Raw genomic sequence first — 21,391 nt, 5'->3', positions numbered from 1 at the left:
TCAGTGGGTGCGTGAGGTCGCGGCCAGCTCTTCCAGCCGTCCGACGGGCAGATCGAGGCCGGAGATGTTGATGAACTGGCGCATGGTCATCGACCTGACCATCGCCATGTGCTCCTCGGAGATCGTCGCTTCCGCGAATCCGAGCGCTTCCAGGGTGGGCTCCGCGATGACGGGATGTTCGAGCCAGGCGCCGACGGTGGAATCGAGCGTGACCTCCCGGGCGACGATCTCACCGGTCAGCTCGACGCTCGTCGTCACCTCCACCGTGTGCGCGTCCGGGCCGACCTGCACCTCGTACGTGCCCGGTGCGACGACCCACGCGCCGGCGTCGATGTCCCAGTACGCGAACGCGCGGCGGCCGAGCTCGAACCGTACGGTCTCCGTCTGCCCGGGGCCGAGGTCGATCTTCGTGAACGCCCGCAGTTCCCGCACGGGACGCCGCACCGGCCCCGCCGTGGTCGCCACGTACACCTGCACGACGTGCTTGCCCTCTCGCCCTCCGGTGTTCTGCACCTGCACGTCGACCGTGGCGGTGTCCGGACCCGTGACCCGCGCCGACACCGAGCGGGTGACGAAGGTCGTGTACGACAGCCCGTGGCCGAACGGATAGCGGACCGGCGTGCCGAACGTGCTGAACTGCCGGTAGCCGACGTACACCCCCTCGCCGTAGCGGACGTGGCCCTGCTCGCCCGGGAAGTTCAGCGAGCTGGCGTGGTCGTGCAGGCGTACCGGGATCGTCTCCGCGAGGTGCCCCGAGGGGTTGCGCGCGCCGAACAGCAGATCGGCGATCGCACGCCCACCGCCCTGCCCCAGGACGAAGGCCCCGAGCACCGCGTCGACGTCGTCGTGCCACGGCTCGAGCGAGACGACCCCGCCGGCGGACAGCACGACGACCGTCCGCAGAGCGACGCCGGCGACGGCGCGGATCAGCGCGACCTGCTCCGCGGGCAGGTCGAGCGAGTCGCGGTCGACGCCTTCGGATTCCCAGCGCTCGCTGAGCCCGGCGAAGACGACGGCGACGTCGCACTCCCGAGCCGCCCGCACCGCTTCGGCGGCGAGCCCCTGCGAGCCGGGCTCGTCCAGGCGGTACCCGGCGGCGTAGGCGACGGCCGATCCGTGTGCCGCGGCCACCGCCCGGATCTCGTCCACCGGGACGTCGACCCGGGAGGCGTTCACGTGCGCGCTGCCCCCGCCCTGTGTCCGGGGGTGCTCGGCGAGCTCACCGAGCACGGCGATCCGGACGCCGCCTCGCAAGGGCAGCGTGTCGTGCTCGTTGCGGAGCAGGACGGCGCACTCGGCGGCGAGCTCCCGGGCCAGTGCGTGGTGGGCATCGAGGTCGGCCTCGGCCGTGCGGCTGCCGCGCCGGGCGTCCAGCGCCGCGATGCGGCGCACGCTCACGTCGACGACGGACTCGTCGAGTTCGCCGGCGCGGACGGCTTGGAGCACCTCGTGGTCGCGGCCCGCGTCGCCTCCCGGCATTTCGAGGTCGAGGCCGGCTCGCAGTGCGGCGACGCGGTCGACGACGGCGTTCCAGTCGGAGACGACCGCACCTTCGAAGCCCCACTCGTCGCGCAGCAGGTCCGTCAGCAGCCAGCGGTTCTCGGAGGCGAAGACGCCGTTGATCTTGTTGTAGGCCGCCATGACGGTCGCCGGCCGGGCTTCACGCACGACGTGCTCGAACGCCGGGAGGTAGATCTCCCGCAGGGTGCGCGGATCGACGTCCGCGCTGATCGTCTGCCGGTTCGTCTCCTGGTTGTTGGCGGCGAAGTGCTTGACCGACACGCCCGGCCCTTCCGCCTGCAGATGCCGGACGAACGCCGCTGCGAGCACTCCGGACAGGTACGGGTCCTCCGAGTAGTACTCGAAGTTGCGTCCGCACACGGGGGAGCGCTTGATGTTGACGCCGGGCCCGAGCACGAGGTCGACACCTTGCGCGACCGCTTCCCGGCCGATGGCGGCGCCGACGCGCGCGGCGACGTCGACGTCCCAGCTGGTCCCGACCGCGACCGCCGGGGGGAAGCAGGTGGCCGGGTCGCTGGAGAACATGGCCAGGTGGTCGTGCTCGCCGGACTGCCTGCGAAGCCCGTGGGGCCCGTCCGCCATGGTGATGCCTTCGACGCCTGCCTCCGGCAGGCTCTCGGTGGTCCAGAAGTCACGGCCGGACAGCAGGGCGACCTTCTTCTCCAGCGTGATGCCGTCAAGGGCAGCGGGGTGCTGCTCGTGTGTCACAGGTACTCCAGCTTCGAGGAATCGGAATCAGCGCACGCTGCGGATCTTCGCCGTGGTCACCACGGCACCGAGCCCGAGGACCGCGCCCGACAGGAACAGGACGCCGTAGTTCCCTCCGCCGCCGAGCCGCAGGATCACGGAGGCCATCAGCGGGGCGAGGACGCCCGCGAGGGTGCCGGAGAGGTAGTAGATGTTCATGTACTTGCCCGCTTTGTCCTTCTCGGGCATGACGTCCGAGGCGAGGGCGAGGTCGACCGAGTTGAACGCGCCGGTGCCCGCCGACAGCAGGACCCCACCGACGGCGAAGAGCAGCATCGAGGGTGCGCTCGCGGCGACGGCGAGGCCGGCCACGATGAGCCCGGTCGCGAGGTAGATGAACGGCTTGCGCCGCTTGAACCGGTCGGAGAGCGTCCCGCCGGCGATCGAGGAACCGACCAGCGCCAGCAGGCTGAGCCCGCCGACGGCCGCGAGCTGACGTCCTGCCTGCTCGGGGGTGAGGCCCAAGCGGTCCTGCAGGAGGTACAGCTGGTAGGTGCTGAAGAACGTGGACCCGAACGACAGGCAGAATTTCCCGAGCCAGACCAGCGCGAAGTCGGGGTGCTTGAGCGGGTTGAACCAGATGTTCTTGAACACGTCGAGGATCGATCCGACCCGCATGTCCTCGGGCGCCGGCCGATCGGGGATCACCAGCAGGTACAGCAGTGCCGCGACGCCGAGGACGGCCACCGGGGTCAGGAACAGCACATAGATGCTCGCCGTCAGGAAACTGCCGAGCAGCGTCGCCCCCACACCCGCGACCGCGGCGGTCACTCCACCGAGCGCCCCCACCTTGCCACGCTGCTCCGCCGGCACCTGCTCGGCGAGGAACGGGTTGACGGCGGTGCCGATCGCGGCGTTGGCAACTCCCACGACGACATAGCCGGCCAGCATGACCGTGATCGTCGGGGCTACGGCGATGATCAGCGCGCCGAGGGCCGACAGCACGAGACCCGCCGCGAGGAAGGGCCGCCGCCGTCCCCATCCCAGCCGGGTTCCGTCGCTCAGCACGCCCGCGGGCAGGCTCACGACGAGGCTGATCAGCCCGCCGAGGCCGAGGACGAAGCCCAGGCTCGCATCCTTGTTCGCCGGATCGATCAGCTGCACTTTGTAGGCGAGGCTGAACAGGGTCGGCAGCAGCAACGTCAGCTGGAAGCCGAACATCGTCAGCGCGTAGACCGTGATGGTCCAGGCGCCGACTCGGGGCGGGTTCTGCGGCGGCGCGGCGCTCGCGATGAGCTCCTCACGGCCGGCGAGAAGGGCCTCGGCGACGGCTTCCGGCGGCTCGGCAGGGGGGTTCGGGGGGGTCACGATGCCTCCATTGGCAAACCGGGTGGGTCTAGGTCGTCAGGGCGTTGGCCCGTGCGATTCGTCCGAGCCAGTGAAGGCTTGGCTTGGGCCGGCGTTCGAAGGTCTCCCGGTTCACCGCCACCAGTCCGAAGGTGGGCTCCCACCGGCCCCACTCGAAGTTGTCGAGAAGGCTCCAGTGCAGATATCCCCGTACGTCGGCGCCTTCGCTGATGGCCTCGTGAAGCGCCGCGAGCGCGCCTTCGGTGTAGGCGATGCGCCGGGAGTCGTCGGAGGTGGCGATGCCGTTCTCCGTGACGACGATCGGTACGTCACCGACGACGTCGCGGGTGTGCCGTACGGCGATGCCGAGAGCGTCCGGCCGGTAGGCCCAGCCCATGATGGTGTTGTCCGGGTGGTCGGGGTGAGGGACGACGCCGTTGTCGTCGACGGGCTGGCTGGTGTAGGACTGCACGCCGACGAAGTCGTCGTCACGGGCCGGCTCCAGGTACATGTCCTCCCAGATGTGCTGGACTTCGGCGTGCTTGCTCTCGCAGCCGGGGACGGGCAGGAGCGCCTGATTGGCGACCGTCCAGCCGACTTTGGCGCCGGTCGCCCCGCGGACCAGTGGTGCGGCGGCGCGGTGGGCGGCGATGAGGACCTGTCCGATCTCGGCGTCGGGCAGGGCACCGACGAACTGGTACTCCTTGCCTTCCGCCAGGCGCCGCTGCTGGCCGTGGTTGACGGCGACGATGTTCGGCTCGTTGATCGTGCAGATCCACTCGACGCCGTCGAGGATGGTGCAGGCCTGCTCGACATAACGGCAGAACGTGTCGACGGCACCGTCGCCGAGCCATGCGCCGCGCTCGCCGAACCAGATCGGATGAGTGAAATGGTGCAGCGTGACGACGGGGGTGAGACCCAGCCGGAGAGCCGTCTCGATCATGCGGCGGTAGTGGGCGAGTTCGGCTCGCGAGAACCTGCCGGGACTCGGCTCGATGCGGGACCACTCGATGCTGAACCGGTAGGCGTTGAAGCCCGCGTCGGCGAGGAGACGCATGTCTTCGTGGTAGCGGTGATAGCTGTCCAGCGCGTCCCCGCTGAACTGCACCCCGTGGTCCGCGGCGATGTGCTCCAGCTGCCACCAGTCGTTGTTGAGGTTGTTGCCTTCGATCTGGTGGGCGGCGGTGGAGGCTCCCCATAGGAAGCGGTCGGGAAAGGATCGGGACATCGGGTTTCTCCGTGTGCGGGTACTGGTGGGATGCCGAGAGCCGGTCGATGTCGTGGTCGGGCCGCCACCCCGGCGGAAGGCGCCCGATCCCGTGCGAGCCGACCGGCGGAAGGCCGTCGATCTCGTACGGGAACCCTTTGACGGGTCCGGGGGAGGAGTGGCGGGGCGGTGGGGACGCCCCCTGGATCGACGTGAGGGTGTTGGCGGGGTGGGAGGGCAGGTCTTTCAGGCGCTCGGGATCGGTCCGGTGGTGTTACGCCACCGTTTCCGAATGCTTTCGCGTGCAAGCTTGCCCGGTACCGTAGCTGCCTCAACTTTCACGCACAAGTACTTGCGCGCGTAAGTTTCACTGCCTACAGTGAGGGCCCCATCCGCCCGCCAGGGATGTCGCGCCGGGACCGGGACGCGCGTCGCGGGCGGCCGGCCCGGACCAGCCCGGCCGCCGTGGCCGGCCCGGACGCCATGCCCGTCGACGCCCGCACGCTCAGCGAGGAGTGCCATCCGTGAACCGCCTGCCCATGGGGGCGTTGCGCCGTACGCCCGACATCGACCTCGACGGAACGTGGAAGTTCCGGCTCCTGCCGCACGAGCGGGAGTGGAAGAGCGTCGAGGTGCCGGAGCTGTGGACCATGCGGGAGAAGACCGATCGGCCGCATTACCTGAACATCGCGATGCCGTTCGACGAGGTGCCTCCCGCGGTCCCGCGGCACAATCCGACCGGTGTCTACCGCCGGAGCGTGAACCTGGCGCCGTATCCGGGGCGGCGGACGATCCTGCACGTCGGCGCGGCCGAAGGGCACCTGAGCGTCACGGTCAACGGCCGTGCCGTCGGCACCAGCACCGACTCGCATCTCGCGGCCGAGTTCGACGTCACCGACGCCGTGACCGAGGGCTCCAACACGATCGAGCTCCGGGTCGCCAAATGGTCGGCGGCCACCTACCTGGAGGACCAGGACCACTGGTGGCAGTCCGGCCTGTCCCGGTCGGTGTTCCTCTACACCGTGCCGGAAGTGCACCTGGCCGACGTGGCCGTGGTGGCGGACTACGAGGCCGGGCACGGGAGCTTGGAAGTGACGGTGGCCACGGTCGGCCTGGACCACCTCCACGAGACCGGGTGGTCGGCCCGGATCGAGGTGCTCGGCCGGACGGAGACGAGCCCGATCGCCCCGCGCGTGGTCGAGCCCGCCTTCACGACGCCACTGTCCGACCGCTCGAAGCGGTCAGAGCCGCAGGGCGTCCCCGACGGCCTCCTGGATCTGCTCAGCCTGCGCGCGGCCGACGCGCCCATCGCCGAGGAACTGCGTCCGGTGGCCGACGGCATGATGCCGCCGCAGGCGAAGGCGGGCACCGCGGTGTTCACCCTCGGCGCGCTCGAGGTCGCCCCCTGGACGGCTGAGACGCCGCACCTGGAAGACCTCCTGGTCCAGCTGATATCGCCCGGCGGCGACGTGGCGGACGCGGTACGGCTGCGAATCGGCTTCCGCCGCGTACGCGTCCAGGGGCGTGACCTGCTGGTCAACGGCGAGCGCGTGCTCATCCAAGGGGTCAACCGCCACGATGTGGACCCGCGCACCGGCCGCGTCATCTCCCGCGAACTGATGCTCGCCGAGCTGTCGCTGCTCAAGCGGTTCAACGTCAACGCGATCCGCACCTCGCACTACCCCAACGACCCGGTCCTGCTCGACCTGTGCGACGAGATCGGCTTCTACGTCGTCGACGAGGCCGACATCGAAGGACACGCCTTCACGACCACGCTCGCCCACGACCCGCGTTACCTGCCCGAGTTCCTCGAGCGGGTCTCCCGGATGGTGCTGCGCGACCGCAACCACCCTTGCGTGATCATCTGGTCGCTCGGCAACGAGACCGGTTACGGTCCCGGCCACGACGCCGCCGCAGCCTGGGTGCGCAGCGTCGACCCGACCCGGCCGCTGCACTACGAAGGCGCGATCGCCCGGGACTGGCACGCCGGTCACGCGGCCAGTGACCTGGTCTGCCCGATGTATCCCTCGTTCGAGGCCCTGGCGGCGTTCTCGGCCGACCCACGGGCCGACCGGCCGGTCATCGTGTGCGAATACGCCTATTCGCAGGGGAACTCGACCGGCGGACTGGCCGAGTACTGGCGGTTGTTCGAGAACCTGCCGGGCCTGCAGGGCGGCTTCATCTGGGAATTCAAGGACCACGCGCTCGACCCCGACGGTGACGGCCGCTACCGCTACGGCGGCGACTTCGGCGACGAGCCCAACGACGGCACCACGCTCCTCAACGGCGTGGTCTTCCCCGACCTCACCCCCAAGCCGGCGCTGTACGAGGCGCGCGGCCTGTTCAGTCCGGTCCGCGTCACCTCCGGCGCCGAGGAGGCACGGGCCGGTACGCTGCGGCTGCGCAACCGGCAGACCTTCGCCGACCTCGGCGCCTACGACCTGCGGCTACAGGTGGAAACCGAAGCCGGGCCGGTGGGTGCGGTCACACTCGCGGCGCCGCCGGCGGCGCCGGGCACGGAGGTCGCCGTCGAGGTGCCCGAGTCGATCCGCGTCCTGTTCGGCACGGCCCTGGCCCTCACCGTGACCGTGCGCACGCGCCGGGACGCCGTGTGGGCTCCGGCGGGCACGGAGATCTCCGCCCACCAGGTCACCTTCCCCCGCCCGCTGCCGCGCCTTCCCCGCGGCACCGGCACCGCGCACGCCGAACTGCGTCATCCGCTGTTGCGCCGGGAGCCGCGGCTGTCCCTGTGGCGGGCGCTCACCGACAACGACCAGTCGTTCGCCCTGGACAACCGGTTCCTTCGCTCCGGCTTCTTCCAACTCACCCCCGTCGATGTCCGCACCGACGCGGCGACGGCCACCATCCGCTACCGCGCGGCCTTCGGCGACGAGGTCGTGCACACCCGCACCGTCACCGTGCTGGACGAGGGCGACTACCTGCTGGCCGAGCGTGTGACGCTGCCCGGCGTCACCGGCGACGGGCTGCGCGTGGGGATGGAGTTCGAGCTCGTCGACGGCTTCGAGCAGGCCCGCTGGGTGGGGCTGGGGCCGTGGGAGAACTACCCCGACCGGCGGACCTCGGCCCTGCTCGGCGCCTGGGAGAGCCCCATCGGCGATCTCGCCGTGCCGTACCTGAAGCCGCAGGAGAACGGCGGCCGCGGGGAGGTCACCGAACTACACCTGTCCGGCCCGGCCGGAACCGTGCGGACCGTGCACGCGACGCCGCTGCACATGAACGTGAGCCGTTACGCGGTCAGCGAGCTGGAGGCGGCCGCGCACTGGTGGGAACTGCGGCCGAGCGCAAAGACCGTCGTCCACCTCGACATCGCCCACCGCGGCGTCGGCACCGGACTGCTGGGCCCGGACACCCGGCCCGCGTACCGGCTGTCACAGCGTGAGTACGGCTGGCAGTGGCGCCTGACGCTCACGGACGCGAGCGCGTGAGGACGGTCGAGCGCCGGCCATGTCATGGGATATTGATAGGACTTGCGCGTGCAAGCTCTATCGCAGCCAGAGGTGAGGTTTTCGTGACGGAGCGAAGAAGGCGGGTCACCGCGGCGGACGTCGCCCGCTCCCTGGGACTGTCCCGCACCACCGTGGGATACGTGCTCAACAACACCCCGGGTCAGACCATCCCCGCCGCCACCCGCGAGCGCGTCCTGGCCGAGGCCGCGCGCCTGGGTTACCGCCCGCACCGGACCGCCCAGGCCCTCGCCAGCGGACGCAGCATGATCATCCTGCTGGTGCTGCCGGACTGGCCGATGGAGCACACCCTGCGCCAGAACCTGGAGACGGCCTCCCGCATCCTCGACGACGCCGGCTACGCCCTGGTGACCTACACCCGTCACGAAAGCGGTCACGCCCGGCCCCTGTGGGAGCTGCTCAACCCGGATGTCGTCATCGCCTGGACGCCCATCACCGACGCCGAACGGGCGTCCATGCTCACCGGCGGCATCACCAAGATCATTCCTCAGTTGCAGCAGGAGCGGACCGCCCTGGCCTCACCCACGCTCACCGCCGGAACCCACCTGCAGATCGAATACCTGCACGAGCAGGGTCACCGGCGGCTCGGGTTCGCGACGAGCGTCAACGAACGCTTCTCCGTGCTGTCACAGGGGCGGGCCGAAGCGGCGCGGCAGGCAGCCGACCGGCTCGGCGTCGACCTTCTCGACGTCCGTCCGGTCGATCATCGCGATGGGAGCGTGGCACGGGCCGTACAGGAGTGGAGCGCCAAAGGCGTCACCGCCGTGGCCGCCTTCAACGACGACATCGCCGCGATGACCGTGGCCGCCACGCTGCGGGCCGGCCTGTCCGTCCCCGGTGACCTGGCCGTCATCGGTCACGACGACACGCCGATGGCGAGCATGCTCTATCCGTCGCTGTCCAGCGTGAGCATCGACAGCGCCGGCCTGGGCCGTCACCTCGCGAACCTGGCCCTGCACGCGGCCGAGGACCGCCCGTTGCCCGAGACCCCTCCCGACCTCCATGCCACCGTCGTGGCCCGCGAGTCCACCCGGCGGTAGGCCGGGAGAAAGAGCCGCACAGTGACGACAACGCCCATCATCGCCGGCTTCCACCCCGACCCGACCATCTGCCGGGCGGGGGAGGCGTACTACATCGCCAACTCCAGCTTCGAGTTCGCACCGGGGGTGCCGATCCACCGCAGCACCGACCTGGTCACCTGGACGTTGGTGACCAACGCGCTGCAGCGGTCCGGCCAGCTGAACGTCCACGCCGCCCCGGCGAGCACCGGAGTGTACGCGCCGACGCTTCGCCACCACGGGGAGAAGTTCTGGCTCGTCACGACGAACGTGGTGGAGATCCACCGCGGCCAGCTGATCGTCTCGGCCGACGACCCCGCGGGTCCGTGGTCGGAGCCGGTCTACGTGGACGGCGCCATCGGCATCGACCCGGACCTCGCCTGGGACGAGGACGGGACATGCCACCTCACCTGGGCGTCGAGTGCGCCTGAGCTGACCGGCATCGCCAGCGCGCCGATCGACCCCGCGACGGGAAAGATACTGGCTCCGCCGAGGTCGCTCTGGACCGGCACGGGACTGGCGTACCCGGAGGGCCCCCACCTTTACCGGCGTGACGGCTGGTGGTACCTCATGCTCGCGGAAGGCGGCACGGAGCGGGGGCACGCGGTCACCATCGCGCGTGCCCGTTCCCTGCATGACCCCTTCGAGGCGGCGCCGACCAATCCGATCCTCACTCATCGCAGCACGGGCCATCGCGTGCAGAACACCGGCCATGCCGACCTCGTCCAGCTGGCCGACGGCTCCTGGGCGATGGTGTATCTCGGGGTACGGCCCCGCGGTCAGAGCCCGATGTTCCATGTCAACGGTCGCGAGACGTTCATCGCGGGCGTGGAGTGGGTCGACGGCTGGCCTGTGGTCGACGAAGACCGCTTCGCCCCGGTTCCGCCGGACCACTCGTTCGTCGATCGGTTCGACTCCTCCGACCTCGACCAGCGCTGGGTGTCACCGAACCTGTTCCCGCACACGTTCGCCAGGTGGCAGGCGCCCGGCCGCCTCGCGCTGACAGCGCCCGCCGAGGGCGACCCGAGGCCGGTGCTGGCGACGCGTGCCCGAGACCCCGAGTGGACCGCGGAGGCCCGGCTCGACACCTCCAGGGGCACCGGGCGCCTCCTCGTCGGCATCGACGGTTCCCACTGGTACGGGCTCACGGCCGACGCCGAGACGGTTGAGGCCACCGTGGTCATCGGACCGGCGAGCACGACCGTCGCGCGGGTACCGGTCCCCCCGGGCGACGGCGTGAAGCTGCGCATCTCGGTCCGGGAACCCGCGGCGACCGGCCCCATGCCGCCGCCGGAGCCCGACATCGTGGAACTGGCCGTCCTCACCGCCAGCGGGACGCCCCAGGTCCTCGGCGCATTCGACGGACGCTACCTGTCGACGGAGGTGGCCGGCGGCTTCACCGGTCGCACGTTCGGCGTCGAGCCGGTCGCCGGCGAGGTCGTGGTTCACCAGGTCTCCTACCGTGCCCACACCGCCACGGTCCGGACCTGACGGGCGACCCGCACCACGAGGAGTAGACGGACGGGGCCCGTTCCCCGTCCTGTCCGGGACGCATCTCACCCTTCGCGACCGCGGGACCGCCCATGGGTGCCGGAGACGGGGAGAAGAACCGCCCCTGCGCCATCTCGCCGCCGCCCGCACCCTTGCCCGGCGGCCCGGTCATCCTCCGTATCAATTCCGTCCGCTGAGGAGCTTGCCCTATGACGTTCGTCGCAGCACCGTTCCCCGCCGAGGCGCCCTACTTCCGGCGCGAGTTCACCTCCGACGGGCCGCCCGACCGTGCCCGGCTCCAGGTGACCGCACTGGGCATCGTCGAGCCGTACCTGAACGGCACCCGGGTGGGCGATGAGGTGCTGGCACCCGGCTGGACCTCCTACCGGCACCGGCTCCAGGTCAGCACCTACGACGTCACCCACCTGATCCGCCCGGGCGCCAACGCCCTGGGCGCGATCGTCGGCGAGGGCTGGGCCGCCGGGCGCCTCGGCTACGAGGGCAAAAGGCACCACTACACTCAGCGGCCCGCCTTGTACATGCGGCTGGAACTCACCCACGGCGGGCAGACGACGATCGTCACCACCGACGAGCAGTGGACGGCCGGCACCGGCGCGGTGCTGGCCGCGAGCCTGTACGACGGCGAGACCTACGACGCCCGGCGTGAGCCGGACGGCTGGAGCCTGCCGGGGTTCACCGGCGCCTGGTCCCCGGCGGAACCCTTCGACTGGGACCCCGGCACGCTGGTGCCCAGGGTCGCCACCCCGATCCGCCGGATCGAAGAGCTGCTGCCGGTGGAGACGGTCGTCAAGGACGGCAGGACGATCGTCGACTTCGGGCAGAACATCTCCGGCTGGGTACGACTCGCCGTCACCGGCGAGGCCGGGCAGAGCGTGACGATCCGCCACGCGGAGATCCTGCGAGACGGCGCGCTCGACACCGAAACCCTGCGCACGGCCCGGTCCACCGATCGCTACACCCTGCGCGGCGGCGGCCAGGAGGTCTGGGAGCCGCGCTTCACCTTCCACGGCTTCCGCTACGCCGAGATCGACGGCCCCTTCGACGAGGTCAGAGCGGTGGTGGTGCACAGCGACATGCGCCGGACCGGCTGGCTCGACACCTCCCACGACCTGCTCAACCGCCTGCACGCGAACACCGTCTGGTCGATGCGCGGCAATTTCGTCGGCGTGCCGACCGACTGCCCGCAACGCGACGAACGGCTCGGCTGGACCGGCGACCTCAACGCCTTCGCCCCCACCGCCGCCTTCCTGTACGACGTCCGCGGCGTTCTCGGCTCCTGGCTGGAAGACCTCGCCGCCGAGCAGCGAGAGAAGGGCTACGTGCCCTGGGTGGTGCCGGACGTGCTGTCCACCCCCTCCTCTCCCACCGCCCTGTGGAGCGACGTGGCGGTCAGCCTGCCGTGGGCCCTGTACCAGGAATACGGCGACACTGAGATCCTCAGGCGTTGCCACGACTCCATGGCCGCCTTCATCCGCGACGTCGAGACCCGGCTCGACGACGACGGGCTGTGGAGCAGCGGCTTCCAGTTCGGCGACTGGCTCGACCCCGACGCGCCGCCGGACAACGCCGGAGAGGGCAAGACCGGCCGGCATCTGGTGGCCGCCGCCTACCTGGCCAAGACCACCCGCGAGATGGCCGACACCGCCCGCGTCCTGGGCACGGCCGACGCCGGGCACTTCGCGTCGCTGGCCGAAAGGACCCGGGAGGCGTTCCGCGCCGAATACGTCACCGGGAACGGCCGGGTCGCCGGTGAGAGCGCCACCGCCTACGCGCTGGCCATCTGCTTCGACCTGCTCGACCCCGCCCAGGAGGCGCACGCCGGCACGCGCCTGGCACAACTTGTCGCCAAGGCCGGATTCAGGATCTCCACCGGGTTCGCGGGAACCCCGCTGATCCTGCCCGCCCTCAGCAGGACCGGTCACCTCCAGGAGGCGTATCTGCTGCTCCTGGAGACCGGTTGTCCCTCCTTCCTGTATCCGGTCACCATGGGGGCGACCACGATCTGGGAGCGCTGGGACGCCGTCCTGCCCGACGGCACTCTCAACTCCACCGGCATGACCTCGCTCAACCACTACGCCCTCGGCGCGGTCTGCGACTGGCTGCACAAGACCATCGGCGGCCTGACCCCGCTCGAACCCGGCTATCGGCGCATGCGCATCGCCCCCAAGCCCGGCGGCGGCCTCACCCACGCCACCCTCACCCACACGACCGTCCGCGGGGAGGTCCGCATCGGCTGGTGCGTCACCGACCGGTTCGCCCTCGAGGTGACCGTCCCCGACGGCACCCACGCCCTGGTCGAGCTGCCCGACGGCCAGATCACCGAGATCACCGGCGGCACCCACTCCTTCGACTGCGAGCCGCCCGGTGAGGACGGCCCCCGCGAGCCGTACACCATGGACACCCCGCTGAAGACGCTCGCCGGCGACCTGACGGTGTGGCGGGCGTTGAGAGAGGTGTTCGCCAAGCACTTCCCCGGCATCCCCCTCGACGGCACCGCCCCCGAAGCCGCCGTGTACTCCCTCAACCGGATCGTCGGTTTCATCCCCGGCGCGTCCGAGGAGCTGAAGAACGACCTGCGGAGCGCACTGGGAGGATCGCGGTGATCGGAGGGTGCCACTCCGGCGGCCTCGGGTGATCAACTGTCGCCTATCCGGCTGTGGTTGAGCTCGTGGTCGGCACGGGGGAGTGGTCGTCGCCCGGGGCCGTAGCCTCCGAGTAAGACCCCGCCCCGGCCCGATCCTGGCCGGCGCTTGCCGGCGCTGCCTGAAGCTGACCCCCAGCCGCCCACCAGCGAGCGGTTGGAGCTGCTCTCCGCCTCCGAGCACGAGCACCAGGAGTACGAGGACGACGGCAGGCCAGACCGGCGCCCGGCGGTAAGACATGCGAGCAGGTCCCCTGATGCCTCGGAGGGTCCCGCCAGCACCAGGCATTCACGCGCGGGCGGATGAGCTCTCCGGCAGCAAGATGCAAGATGGTAGACAAGGCCGACTTACCGCACCTGCCAGATGACCCCCACCGCGGTCCACCCCTGATAGACGCAGGAGGAGCCTTGGCCAGCGACACCACCTCCGCCAAGCTGGCGGTGCTGATCGACGCCGACAACGCTCCGCCCGCGATCATCGAGGAACTGCTGGCCGAGGTCGCCAAGTACGGCACCGCCCACGCCAAACGCGCCTACGGCGACTGGACCGGCACCAGCCTGCGCGGATGGAAGGAACAACTACTGGCCCAGTCGATCCAGCCCATCCAGCAGTTCGCCTACACCACCGGCAAGAACGCCACCGACGCGGCCATGGTCATCGACGCCATGGACCTGCTCCACTCCGGGCGTTTCGACGGGTTCTGCCTGGTCTCCAGCGATAGCGACTTCACCCGCCTGGCGGCACGCATCCGCGAGGCCGGCCTCACCGTGTATGGATTCGGGGAACGCAAAACGCCCAAGCCCTTCGTCGCGGCGTGCGACAAGTTCAGCTACATCGAGAACCTCATCACTTCCTCGGCCGCCGCCCCTACGGACACTGCCCTCAGCCCTGCTTCGCACACCTCGGCCTCCAGGCTGAAAAGCGACACCGCTCTGGTGGATCTGCTCCGCAACGCAGTCGAGGCCAGCTCCGACGATGACGGATGGGTGCGCCTGGCCAGTGTCGGCCACATCATCACCAAGCAACACCCCGACTTCGACGCGCGCAACTACGGCTACAACAAGCTCAGCGACCTCATGGCTGCCACCGCCTTGTTCGACCTGGACCGTCGCATCCCCGGTGACGGGAAACCCGCCGTGATCTATGCCCGGGACAAGCGCCACCCCACATAGGGCCCACAGAATCGATTCCTGGACAGCGATTTCTCCGTCTCGCCCGTTAGCTGACCCTCGTGGTGGGAGTGCCTTCAGCCCGAGATCGCGGCAGACCGCCATGCGCCTTTCCTGCCCTCTGCGAAGATCTTCATCGACCGCTCAACGATGATCGAAAGAGGTCGCAGCATGGACACCGGACAGCCCTCGGCCGATGACGTGTATGAACACTATCGGCAGCTCATCGGCGACACGATGCTGCATGTGCACCTGAGCTGGACAGTCATGCTTCCCGACGACGGCGCAGTTTCCCCCACCCTCCAAGAGGTGGGCACACGCCTGGGCGCAGGAGCAAGCTATGAACTTCGCGAAGCGACGAGCCCCGATGTCGTCCACCTTCCCCTCTGCCGCCCAGGGCCCGCCTGGATCGTGGACCGATCCGATGCGTCAATCGTCTTGTACGGCGACCATCCCGGAGCCGTAGCGCTTCGGCTACTGAGTGCCGGCACCCGCGTCTACAGCGCCCACTGGAACGTCAACTCCGTGAACAGCCTGTCCCTGGCCATCGACGGCGAGATTCTTCTCATGATCGACGGCCTGTTCCCCGGACGTCCACAGGACCATCCGAATCTGATGTGGTGGCCCGAACTGACGGCGATGAGCAACTTCTTCCTCGACTACGAGGACAGCGACTTCCTCGGGAGAGACGACGGCTGGGATTGGCAAGCAGGCTTCTTGACGGCCATTGAACTGGCCACAGGAGTGCGGCTGGACCGTGGATGGCTCGACACAGAGCGTCCGTACCTGATGTTGTCCCGCCCTATCCCGGACTAAGCCAACCCCCACAGGCATCCCTCAATCCATCGTTTCTCGAACGTGATCACGATGACTCGGAGAATCAGGGCAAAGCGGACACTGGTCCCGCGTGACACTGTCGGAAAAACGTGTTGGAAAGTCGGAGTGTTCAACAAGTTGTCGGTCGCCCTTCTCCGTACACGTGGCGGGCCCTCCGCTTGACGACGACCTTCTGCTCCCCGAAACCGCCCAGCCGGCCGGCGCCCTGATCGGCTACGCCCGCGTCTCCACCACCGGGTAGTTCCTCGACCGGCAGACGGCCGCGCTGACCGCCGCCGGGTGCATCCGCATCTTCGCCGACAAGGCCTCCGGCAAGGACGCCGAACGCGAGGAGCAGTGGGCGGCCCTGGACTACCTGAGCCGCTCGCCGGCCGGCCTCATCGTGACCGGCCTGCGCACGCGCGGCATCGGCTTCAAGAGCCTGCACGAGGCAATCGACACCACCACCCCCGGCGGCTGCCTGGTTGATCAGAACGGTTCCAATTGGCCCCACTTGGCGGGGCGGATTCCAGCGATCTTCGCAACACGGGGTCAATCGACTGTTGCGACGAGCTCTGGAACCTAAGCCGCCGGGTAGGGCCAGTTCAGAGCGTCCCGACCACACCGCATCAACACCCAGCTCCTCCAGGCCGTCCTGCGGGATCCGAAGTGGGCGAAGAAGCTCACCGACGAGGACCGCCGGGCGCTCTCGCCACTGTTCTGGGTGCACATCAACCCCTACGGGCGGTTCCGCCTCGACATGAACACTCGCCTGGACCTCAGCTTGGCCGCCTAAGAACGAGGTTCGAGCTGTCTGCCGATCTGTCAGTAGTGGAAGAGGCACGGAAACCCGCAGAGCAGTCCTCAGGCCATGGGTACCGATCGGTGCGGTCGGACCTCCCAGGTCGGCCGCTGGAGCTCGTCGTTGTTCACGATGATGTCGGCGTGGTCGGTCGGGCGGGTTGTGGCGAAGTAGAGCTGCTGGGACGGGATATAGCGGTTGTTCCAGGCCCGCTCGATCTCAGCTGCGCCGGCGGCGGATCCGGCCAGCGCCTGCCCTCGCCCCTGGGCCCGATCCAACGTCCGATCGAATGCGGCGGACACGAAGATGCTCAGGTCCCACCGGTCGATCAGCTCCGGGCGCAGGAGGAAGACACCGTCGAACACGAGCACAGCGTCGGCAGGGGCCGTGGTGACCGGTAAAGACAGAGCGGTGTCCGTTTCTCTGTGGTAGACCGCCTCCTGGAACCTTCGGTCTCCGTCCGGGCCTAGCGGATCGAGCAGAACCCGGCGCATCGCGTCGTGGTCGTGGCTGTCGAAGTAGCAGCCCTCGGGCGAGTACTGGCCGCGCCGATAGCGCTGCGCCTGAGGGAACAGGAAACCTTCGATCGTCGCGCGGATGACCTCGCGGCCCTGCGCGCGTAGGACGACGGTGAGTTCGTCGGCCAGCGTGGTCTTGCCGGCGGCGGGCGGCCCGTCGATGGCGACCCGCAGCGGATGCGTGGTCGTAGCGGACTCGATCTCCTCGGCCAGCCGGCTGAGGAGATCGTCGCGGGTGCCATGTTCCATGGTTGCTCCTCTCTTGCGGGGGCCACCGGAATACGGCAGATTCGGGCCGACACTCCTCTGACCTGCGACGTTGCGAGGCCAGCCATTAGCTGTCCAGAAACGTGGAGGTTCTCGGACGCGGCGGGCCCACCTGCGCGAGCGCCGTCCGAAAACCTGCGTCCGAGAAGTCCCCGCCGCTCGGCGACCCATGCCGGCCGTATTCCGGTGGCCCCCAAGAAGGACCACCCTGATCATCAGGGTGGCCCTTCTGGTCAGGAGTCCTCGCAGGAGTTCAGCGTCTCGGTGTCGCAGAAGTCGTTGTCCGCGCCACCGAAGCCCTGGTCGAACCCGGCGTTGCCGACCAGGATGTCGTTGCCACCCCTGCCGTGCAGTACGTCGTCGTTGTCGTCGCCTGAAACGAAGTCCTTGCCCGAGCCGCCGAAGAAAGTGTCCACCCCGGGTCCCATGAAGACCCTCGAGGGCAGTGCGGTGTTGTTGCTCAGGGTGTCGTTGCCACCCTGCAGGTTGGCCTGGATGTTGGTCACACCCGCGCTCGGGCACCGCACCGTGTTGGTGTCGACCTGCTGACAGACGCCCCCGGTGATCAGCGCGTCTTTGTTGTTCCTCACCACGAGGAAGCCGTTCTCGACGCTGATGGAGATGTTGTCGCCGACATTCGCCGAGTTGACGGAGAGCCGGCCGCTGCTCAAGGTCACGTTGGTGAGGGCGTGCGCCGGCGCCGACATGGCCAGCAACGGCGCCGCCACCAGCGCCCCCAGAGTGAGTGTGCGTAGTGCGTTTCTCATCGTGCTCCTTTGCGTGTTGCGGGCCCCGGCGATGAGTAGACGTCAATCCTGCGGGGAGCTCCGCGTAACAATGAGCACTGCCAGGCCGTATTTCTGCATTGTGCCGCTCTCGACGACGACAGCCCGCACCTGCGCGTACGCGCCGCCGGTGTCCTTCTCGGCGCGCTCCCGGCCATCGGCGAGCACGCCCGCCTGGAGCAACGCATCGCGGCCCCGGTCGACGCCGCCGAGCGCATCGTCGGCGGGCGGCCGAACTGCGGCAGGATGAGCGTAAGACAGCCGTACGCCACCGCGTCCCGGCACCACCTCGTCAGCAACCAGGGGATCCGGCGAGGTCCGGGTTCAGAACGGCTCTGGGCGTTGCGGAGTCATCCGACGTCGGGCAGCCGGGTGCGGTGGCGGCGACACAGCAGGCGGCCGCTGAGCCGGTGGAGCGTCGTCACGACGCTACCGCCGCCGCTCCAGTCCAGTCCAGCAGCGCCTGCTGCTCGGCCTCGATCGGCCCTGCCCAGGCGAGGTGCCCGTCCGGCCGGACGAGTAGCGCCTCGGCCTCCTCCAGGTCGGGCGAGGGCTGCCAGGCCGTGGCGGTGACCGTCTCCACGCGGTCGTCCCGGCCGGACGCGCCAGCCTGCTTCCCCGTATGAACGAGCAGGAACCGCCCGTCGTGCAGCAATTGGTACAGGCGCTCGACCCCGGGCCGCTCCGCGACGCTGATCGGCAGGTCGGGTACCCGGGCCCCGGCCGGGGAGTCGTCGCCGTAGTGGGTGCCGATCGCCGAGACCGACGCGGCCAGGTCGCGGTTGACCTCCCCGATGCGCAGCAGGCCGTCGAGCATGCCGCGCAGCGCCATGACCGGCCGGTGGTACTGCGGCACCAGCGTCAGTTCCATCAGCAGCGTCTGCACCTGGGTGTTGGCGGTGACGGCCGCGCCGACCGGCCGGCGCTCGGCGTCGTAGGAGTCCAACAGCCCTTCCGGGGCCCGGCCTTTGACCTGGGCGGCGAGCTTCCAGCCCAGGTTCATGGCGTCCTGCAGACCGGTGTTGAGGCCCTGTCCCGCCGCCGGGAAGTGGATGTGGGCCGCGTCGCCCGCCACCAGGAGCCGGCCCTGCCGGTACCGCCCGGCCAGGCGGGTCGCGTTGCCGAACCGCGACAACCAGTGCGGCTCGGCGACGTCGAAGTCCGTGCCGGCGACGTTCGTCAGAGCTTGCCGGAACTCCTCGTACGTCACGGGCCGGTCAGACGGCACCCGCATGCGTTCGGGATCGATGACCACGAACCGGGTCAGCCCACCCTCCAGCGGCACGGCCAGCACGCCGTGGGCCTGGGCCGAGTGCGCGGCGTCCGGACCGGTGACGGCGAAGTCGCCGAGCATACCGGACAGCGTCTCGTCGGTGCCGTCGAAGGGGATGCCCGCCGCCTGCCGGACGATGCTGCGTCCACCGTCGCAGCCCACGACGTACGAGGCGCGTAGCGTCTCTCCCCGCGCTGTTTCGACGACGACGCTGTCCGGCTCCTGCCGCACGGCGGTGACCTGACAGCCGCGGACGATCTCGGCGCCCAGCTCGCGGGCACGGGCGTCGAGTAGTTCCTCGGTACGGGCCTGCTCCAGGAACAGGGTGTAGCCGTGCCGGGTGTCCAGGGCGGTGAAGTCGAGGCGGGTGTTCAGGCCCGCGAAGTGCCACCCGGGCAGGGTGTGACCGCGGGCCAGGAAACGATCGGCGATGCCGCGCAGGTCCATCATCTCGATGCTGCGCGGGTGCAGCGTGAGCGCCCGCGACTGGCTGGTGGGCACGTCGTTTCGTTCGAGTACGCGGACCCCCACGCCCGCCAGGGCCAGCTCCGCGGCCAGCAGCAGGCCGGTGGGGCCGGCTCCCACCACGATCACGTCGGCGTACATGGTTTGCGTCCCTCCTATTAAATGAACATCGTTCACAAAAGCGAGGTCGCTAGTATCACCGGGCATGGGACCCACGTCAACCTCCCCGTCCGCCCAGCGCTCCCGAGGCCGCCCCCGCAAGATGACCGTGCCGGAGGCGGTCACCACCGCCCTGCGCCTGGTGGACGAGGACGGGCTCGACTCGCTGACCATGCGCCGCCTGGCCGCGGCCCTCGACGTCCAGGTGGGCACGCTCTACCGGCACTTCGCCACCAAGCAGACGCTGCTCGCCGCCATGGCCGAGGAGATGCTCGCAGGCTGCGCCGGCCCGCTGCCCGACGGGCTCACCTGGCGCGAACAGATCACCGAACTGGCCGGGCGGCTGCGTATGGCGTTGCTGCGTCACCGCGACGGCGCACGCGTCTACGCGGGCACCCACTCCGTCGGCCCCAACACGCTGAGCTACACCGACACCCTCGTGGGCGTGCTGCGTGAGACATGCCTGAGCCCTGAGGCGGCCACCCGTACGGCACTGACGATCGTCCACTTCGTCATCGGCCACACGCTGGAGGAACAGGCCGCCCAGGCTCTCGCCGAGTCCGAGTTGCCCGCCACGCTGACCCTGCTGCACGCGGCCCTCGACCCGGGTACCTACCCCAACCTGGCAGCCGCCGAGGCCACGCTGACCAGCACCGACTTCGCCGGCCACTTCGCCCACGGCCTGAACCTGATCACCAAAGGACTGGCCGGTGAGTGAGGCCCGGCGCTCGGGTCGGTGTCACCAAAGGAGGGACGAACGTGGCGCCTCATACGAGGCGCCGATCACCCCTTCAGTCGATCGGCCAACGTGTTGATCAACTTGTCAATGCCTTCGGACGGCGTACGTCCCTGTCCAATGACCTGCGCGAACTGCGGCTGGTAGCCGGACACGATCGACAAGCCCTCGACGAGGAAATCCACGAGCTTCCACGCGTCCGGCTACACCGACCGGCAGACCAGCCGCATCGCTACTGCCGCCGGCAACCCCTGGAGCCGCTGCACCCCATGTGACGGCCACGAGCTCAACCACAGCCGAATAGGCGACAGTCGATTACGCGAGGTCGCCGGAGTGGCACCCCATTGAGGGCACGCGGGGTTCCCGATCACACACGGGGTTCCCGATCAGTGGAACACTCGCGTCCGGCGCCGCCCGCCAGCCGGTGTACTGGCCTTCGCGTCGGCGTTGAGCGCATCCACGACAGGGTTCGCGTGCCGGCGCCAGGATCCACCACTTCCCAGGAGGCACCATGGCCGTCGGCCAGCGCTTCGCGTTCACCAAGCTCCTCGTCGGCGATCTCGAAGCTGAGGCCGCGTTCTACTCCACGGCGCTGGGCCTGGTCGTCAAGCACCGCGTCTCCGGCGGGGAGGGCCTCGACGCGCGCGAGGAGGTGATCCTGTGCGCCGCAGACCACGAGGAGCCCTCCCTCGTCCTGCTCCACCGCCCTCACCGGGCACGCCCCGAGCCCGGTGAGACCGTGCTCGGCTTCGTCGTCGACGACGTCGAGCAGGTGGTGCGGGCGGCGGAAGACGCCGGCGGAGCCGTGCGTGTCGCCCCCAGGGCCGTGCCGCAGGCCGGCGTGACCGTCGCGCAGGTCGAAGACCCCGAAGGGCACCTGGTGGAACTGCTCCAGTACCGATGACCGGCTGGTGCGGCGATGAACGGGGCCGGCAGGGTGCC

At 69.6% G+C, this 21,391-nt stretch carries 16 protein-coding genes and 1 pseudogene; 9 read left to right on the top strand and 8 right to left on the bottom strand.

Annotation, left to right across the window (positions count from 1 at the left end):
* The 3 genes from F4562_RS33100 to F4562_RS33090 are packed head-to-tail and all read right to left on the bottom strand — an operon-like array spanning position 1 to position 4,783.
* The gene (locus tag F4562_RS33100) at positions 1 to 2,229 is read right to left on the bottom strand and encodes a beta-glucosidase (protein WP_311734226.1); all 2,229 of its coding nucleotides are present in this window, start codon (positions 2,227 to 2,229) and stop codon (positions 1 to 3) included.
* A gap of 27 nt (positions 2,230 to 2,256) precedes the next feature.
* Entirely contained in the window at positions 2,257 to 3,576 is a 1,320-nt protein-coding gene (locus F4562_RS33095) for an MFS transporter (RefSeq protein ID WP_221207731.1), read from the bottom strand.
* Positions 3,577 to 3,604: 28 nt separating this feature from the next.
* Positions 3,605 to 4,783 (bottom strand): glycoside hydrolase family 1 protein, encoded by a 1,179-nt coding sequence (locus F4562_RS33090; RefSeq protein ID WP_184546565.1) that lies wholly within the window; start codon positions 4,781 to 4,783, stop codon positions 3,605 to 3,607.
* A 503-nt stretch (positions 4,784 to 5,286) separates the two neighbouring features.
* Here F4562_RS33090 and F4562_RS33085 point away from each other — a divergent pair.
* The 7 genes from F4562_RS33085 (at position 5,287) to F4562_RS33055 (ending at position 16,240) form a co-directional block, all read left to right on the top strand.
* On the top strand, positions 5,287 to 8,208 hold the full coding sequence (locus tag F4562_RS33085) for a glycoside hydrolase family 2 TIM barrel-domain containing protein (RefSeq protein WP_221207732.1): 2,922 nt from the start codon (positions 5,287 to 5,289) through the stop codon (positions 8,206 to 8,208).
* An 83-nt stretch (positions 8,209 to 8,291) separates the two neighbouring features.
* Entirely contained in the window at positions 8,292 to 9,287 is a 996-nt protein-coding gene (locus F4562_RS33080) for a LacI family DNA-binding transcriptional regulator (RefSeq protein WP_184546567.1), read from the top strand.
* A 21-nt stretch (positions 9,288 to 9,308) separates the two neighbouring features.
* The gene (locus F4562_RS36130) at positions 9,309 to 10,796 is read left to right on the top strand and encodes a glycoside hydrolase family 43 protein (RefSeq protein WP_184546569.1); all 1,488 of its coding nucleotides are present in this window, start codon (positions 9,309 to 9,311) and stop codon (positions 10,794 to 10,796) included.
* Between the two features lie 209 nt (positions 10,797 to 11,005).
* On the top strand, positions 11,006 to 13,420 hold the full coding sequence (locus tag F4562_RS33070; protein WP_184546571.1) for an alpha-L-rhamnosidase: 2,415 nt from the start codon (positions 11,006 to 11,008) through the stop codon (positions 13,418 to 13,420).
* Between the two features lie 446 nt (positions 13,421 to 13,866).
* A complete protein-coding gene (locus tag F4562_RS33065; protein ID WP_246473623.1) occupies positions 13,867 to 14,631 on the top strand; it encodes an NYN domain-containing protein in 765 nt (254 codons plus the stop codon).
* 168 nt (positions 14,632 to 14,799) lie between these two features.
* Positions 14,800 to 15,444 (top strand): hypothetical protein, encoded by a 645-nt coding sequence (locus F4562_RS33060; protein WP_184546575.1) that lies wholly within the window; start codon positions 14,800 to 14,802, stop codon positions 15,442 to 15,444.
* 628 nt (positions 15,445 to 16,072) lie between these two features.
* The gene (locus tag F4562_RS33055) at positions 16,073 to 16,240 is read left to right on the top strand and encodes a Tn3 family transposase (protein WP_184546813.1); all 168 of its coding nucleotides are present in this window, start codon (positions 16,073 to 16,075) and stop codon (positions 16,238 to 16,240) included.
* Positions 16,241 to 16,308: 68 nt separating this feature from the next.
* Here the strand turns inward: F4562_RS33055 and F4562_RS33050 are convergent, their stop codons facing one another.
* From F4562_RS33050 to F4562_RS33035, 4 genes are all read right to left on the bottom strand, one after another.
* The gene (locus F4562_RS33050; RefSeq protein WP_184546576.1) at positions 16,309 to 17,013 is read right to left on the bottom strand and encodes a cytidylate kinase family protein; all 705 of its coding nucleotides are present in this window, start codon (positions 17,011 to 17,013) and stop codon (positions 16,309 to 16,311) included.
* Positions 17,014 to 17,264: 251 nt separating this feature from the next.
* Positions 17,265 to 17,798 carry a calcium-binding protein gene (locus tag F4562_RS33045; RefSeq protein ID WP_184546578.1) on the bottom strand — a complete coding sequence of 178 codons (534 nt, stop codon included), beginning with the start codon at positions 17,796 to 17,798 and terminating at the stop codon, positions 17,265 to 17,267.
* Positions 17,799 to 17,840: 42 nt separating this feature from the next.
* Positions 17,841 to 18,104, bottom strand: coding sequence for a hypothetical protein (locus tag F4562_RS33040; protein ID WP_184546579.1), 264 nt, complete (start codon positions 18,102 to 18,104; stop codon positions 17,841 to 17,843).
* A gap of 133 nt (positions 18,105 to 18,237) precedes the next feature.
* The gene (locus F4562_RS33035) at positions 18,238 to 19,695 is read right to left on the bottom strand and encodes an FAD-dependent monooxygenase (protein ID WP_184546581.1); all 1,458 of its coding nucleotides are present in this window, start codon (positions 19,693 to 19,695) and stop codon (positions 18,238 to 18,240) included.
* 64 nt (positions 19,696 to 19,759) lie between these two features.
* Between F4562_RS33035 and F4562_RS33030 the strand changes: the two genes are divergently transcribed.
* Positions 19,760 to 20,431 (top strand): TetR/AcrR family transcriptional regulator, encoded by a 672-nt coding sequence (locus F4562_RS33030; protein ID WP_184546583.1) that lies wholly within the window; start codon positions 19,760 to 19,762, stop codon positions 20,429 to 20,431.
* Positions 20,432 to 20,496: 65 nt separating this feature from the next.
* On the opposite strand, the pseudogene F4562_RS33025 reads toward F4562_RS33030, so the two are convergent.
* Positions 20,497 to 20,637: pseudogene (locus F4562_RS33025) on the bottom strand (hypothetical protein); the annotation flags it as partial.
* Between the two features lie 323 nt (positions 20,638 to 20,960).
* Here F4562_RS33025 and F4562_RS33020 point away from each other — a divergent pair.
* Positions 20,961 to 21,353 carry a VOC family protein gene (locus F4562_RS33020; protein WP_184546587.1) on the top strand — a complete coding sequence of 131 codons (393 nt, stop codon included), beginning with the start codon at positions 20,961 to 20,963 and terminating at the stop codon, positions 21,351 to 21,353.
* Positions 21,354 to 21,391 lie beyond the last annotated feature (38 nt).

Source organism: Streptosporangium becharense (assembly GCF_014204985.1).
Taxonomy (GTDB): Bacteria; Actinomycetota; Actinomycetes; order Streptosporangiales; family Streptosporangiaceae; genus Streptosporangium; species Streptosporangium becharense.
The sequence above is the reverse complement of the archived record's forward strand: the minus strand, read 5'-3'. Positions and strand labels throughout refer to the sequence as shown.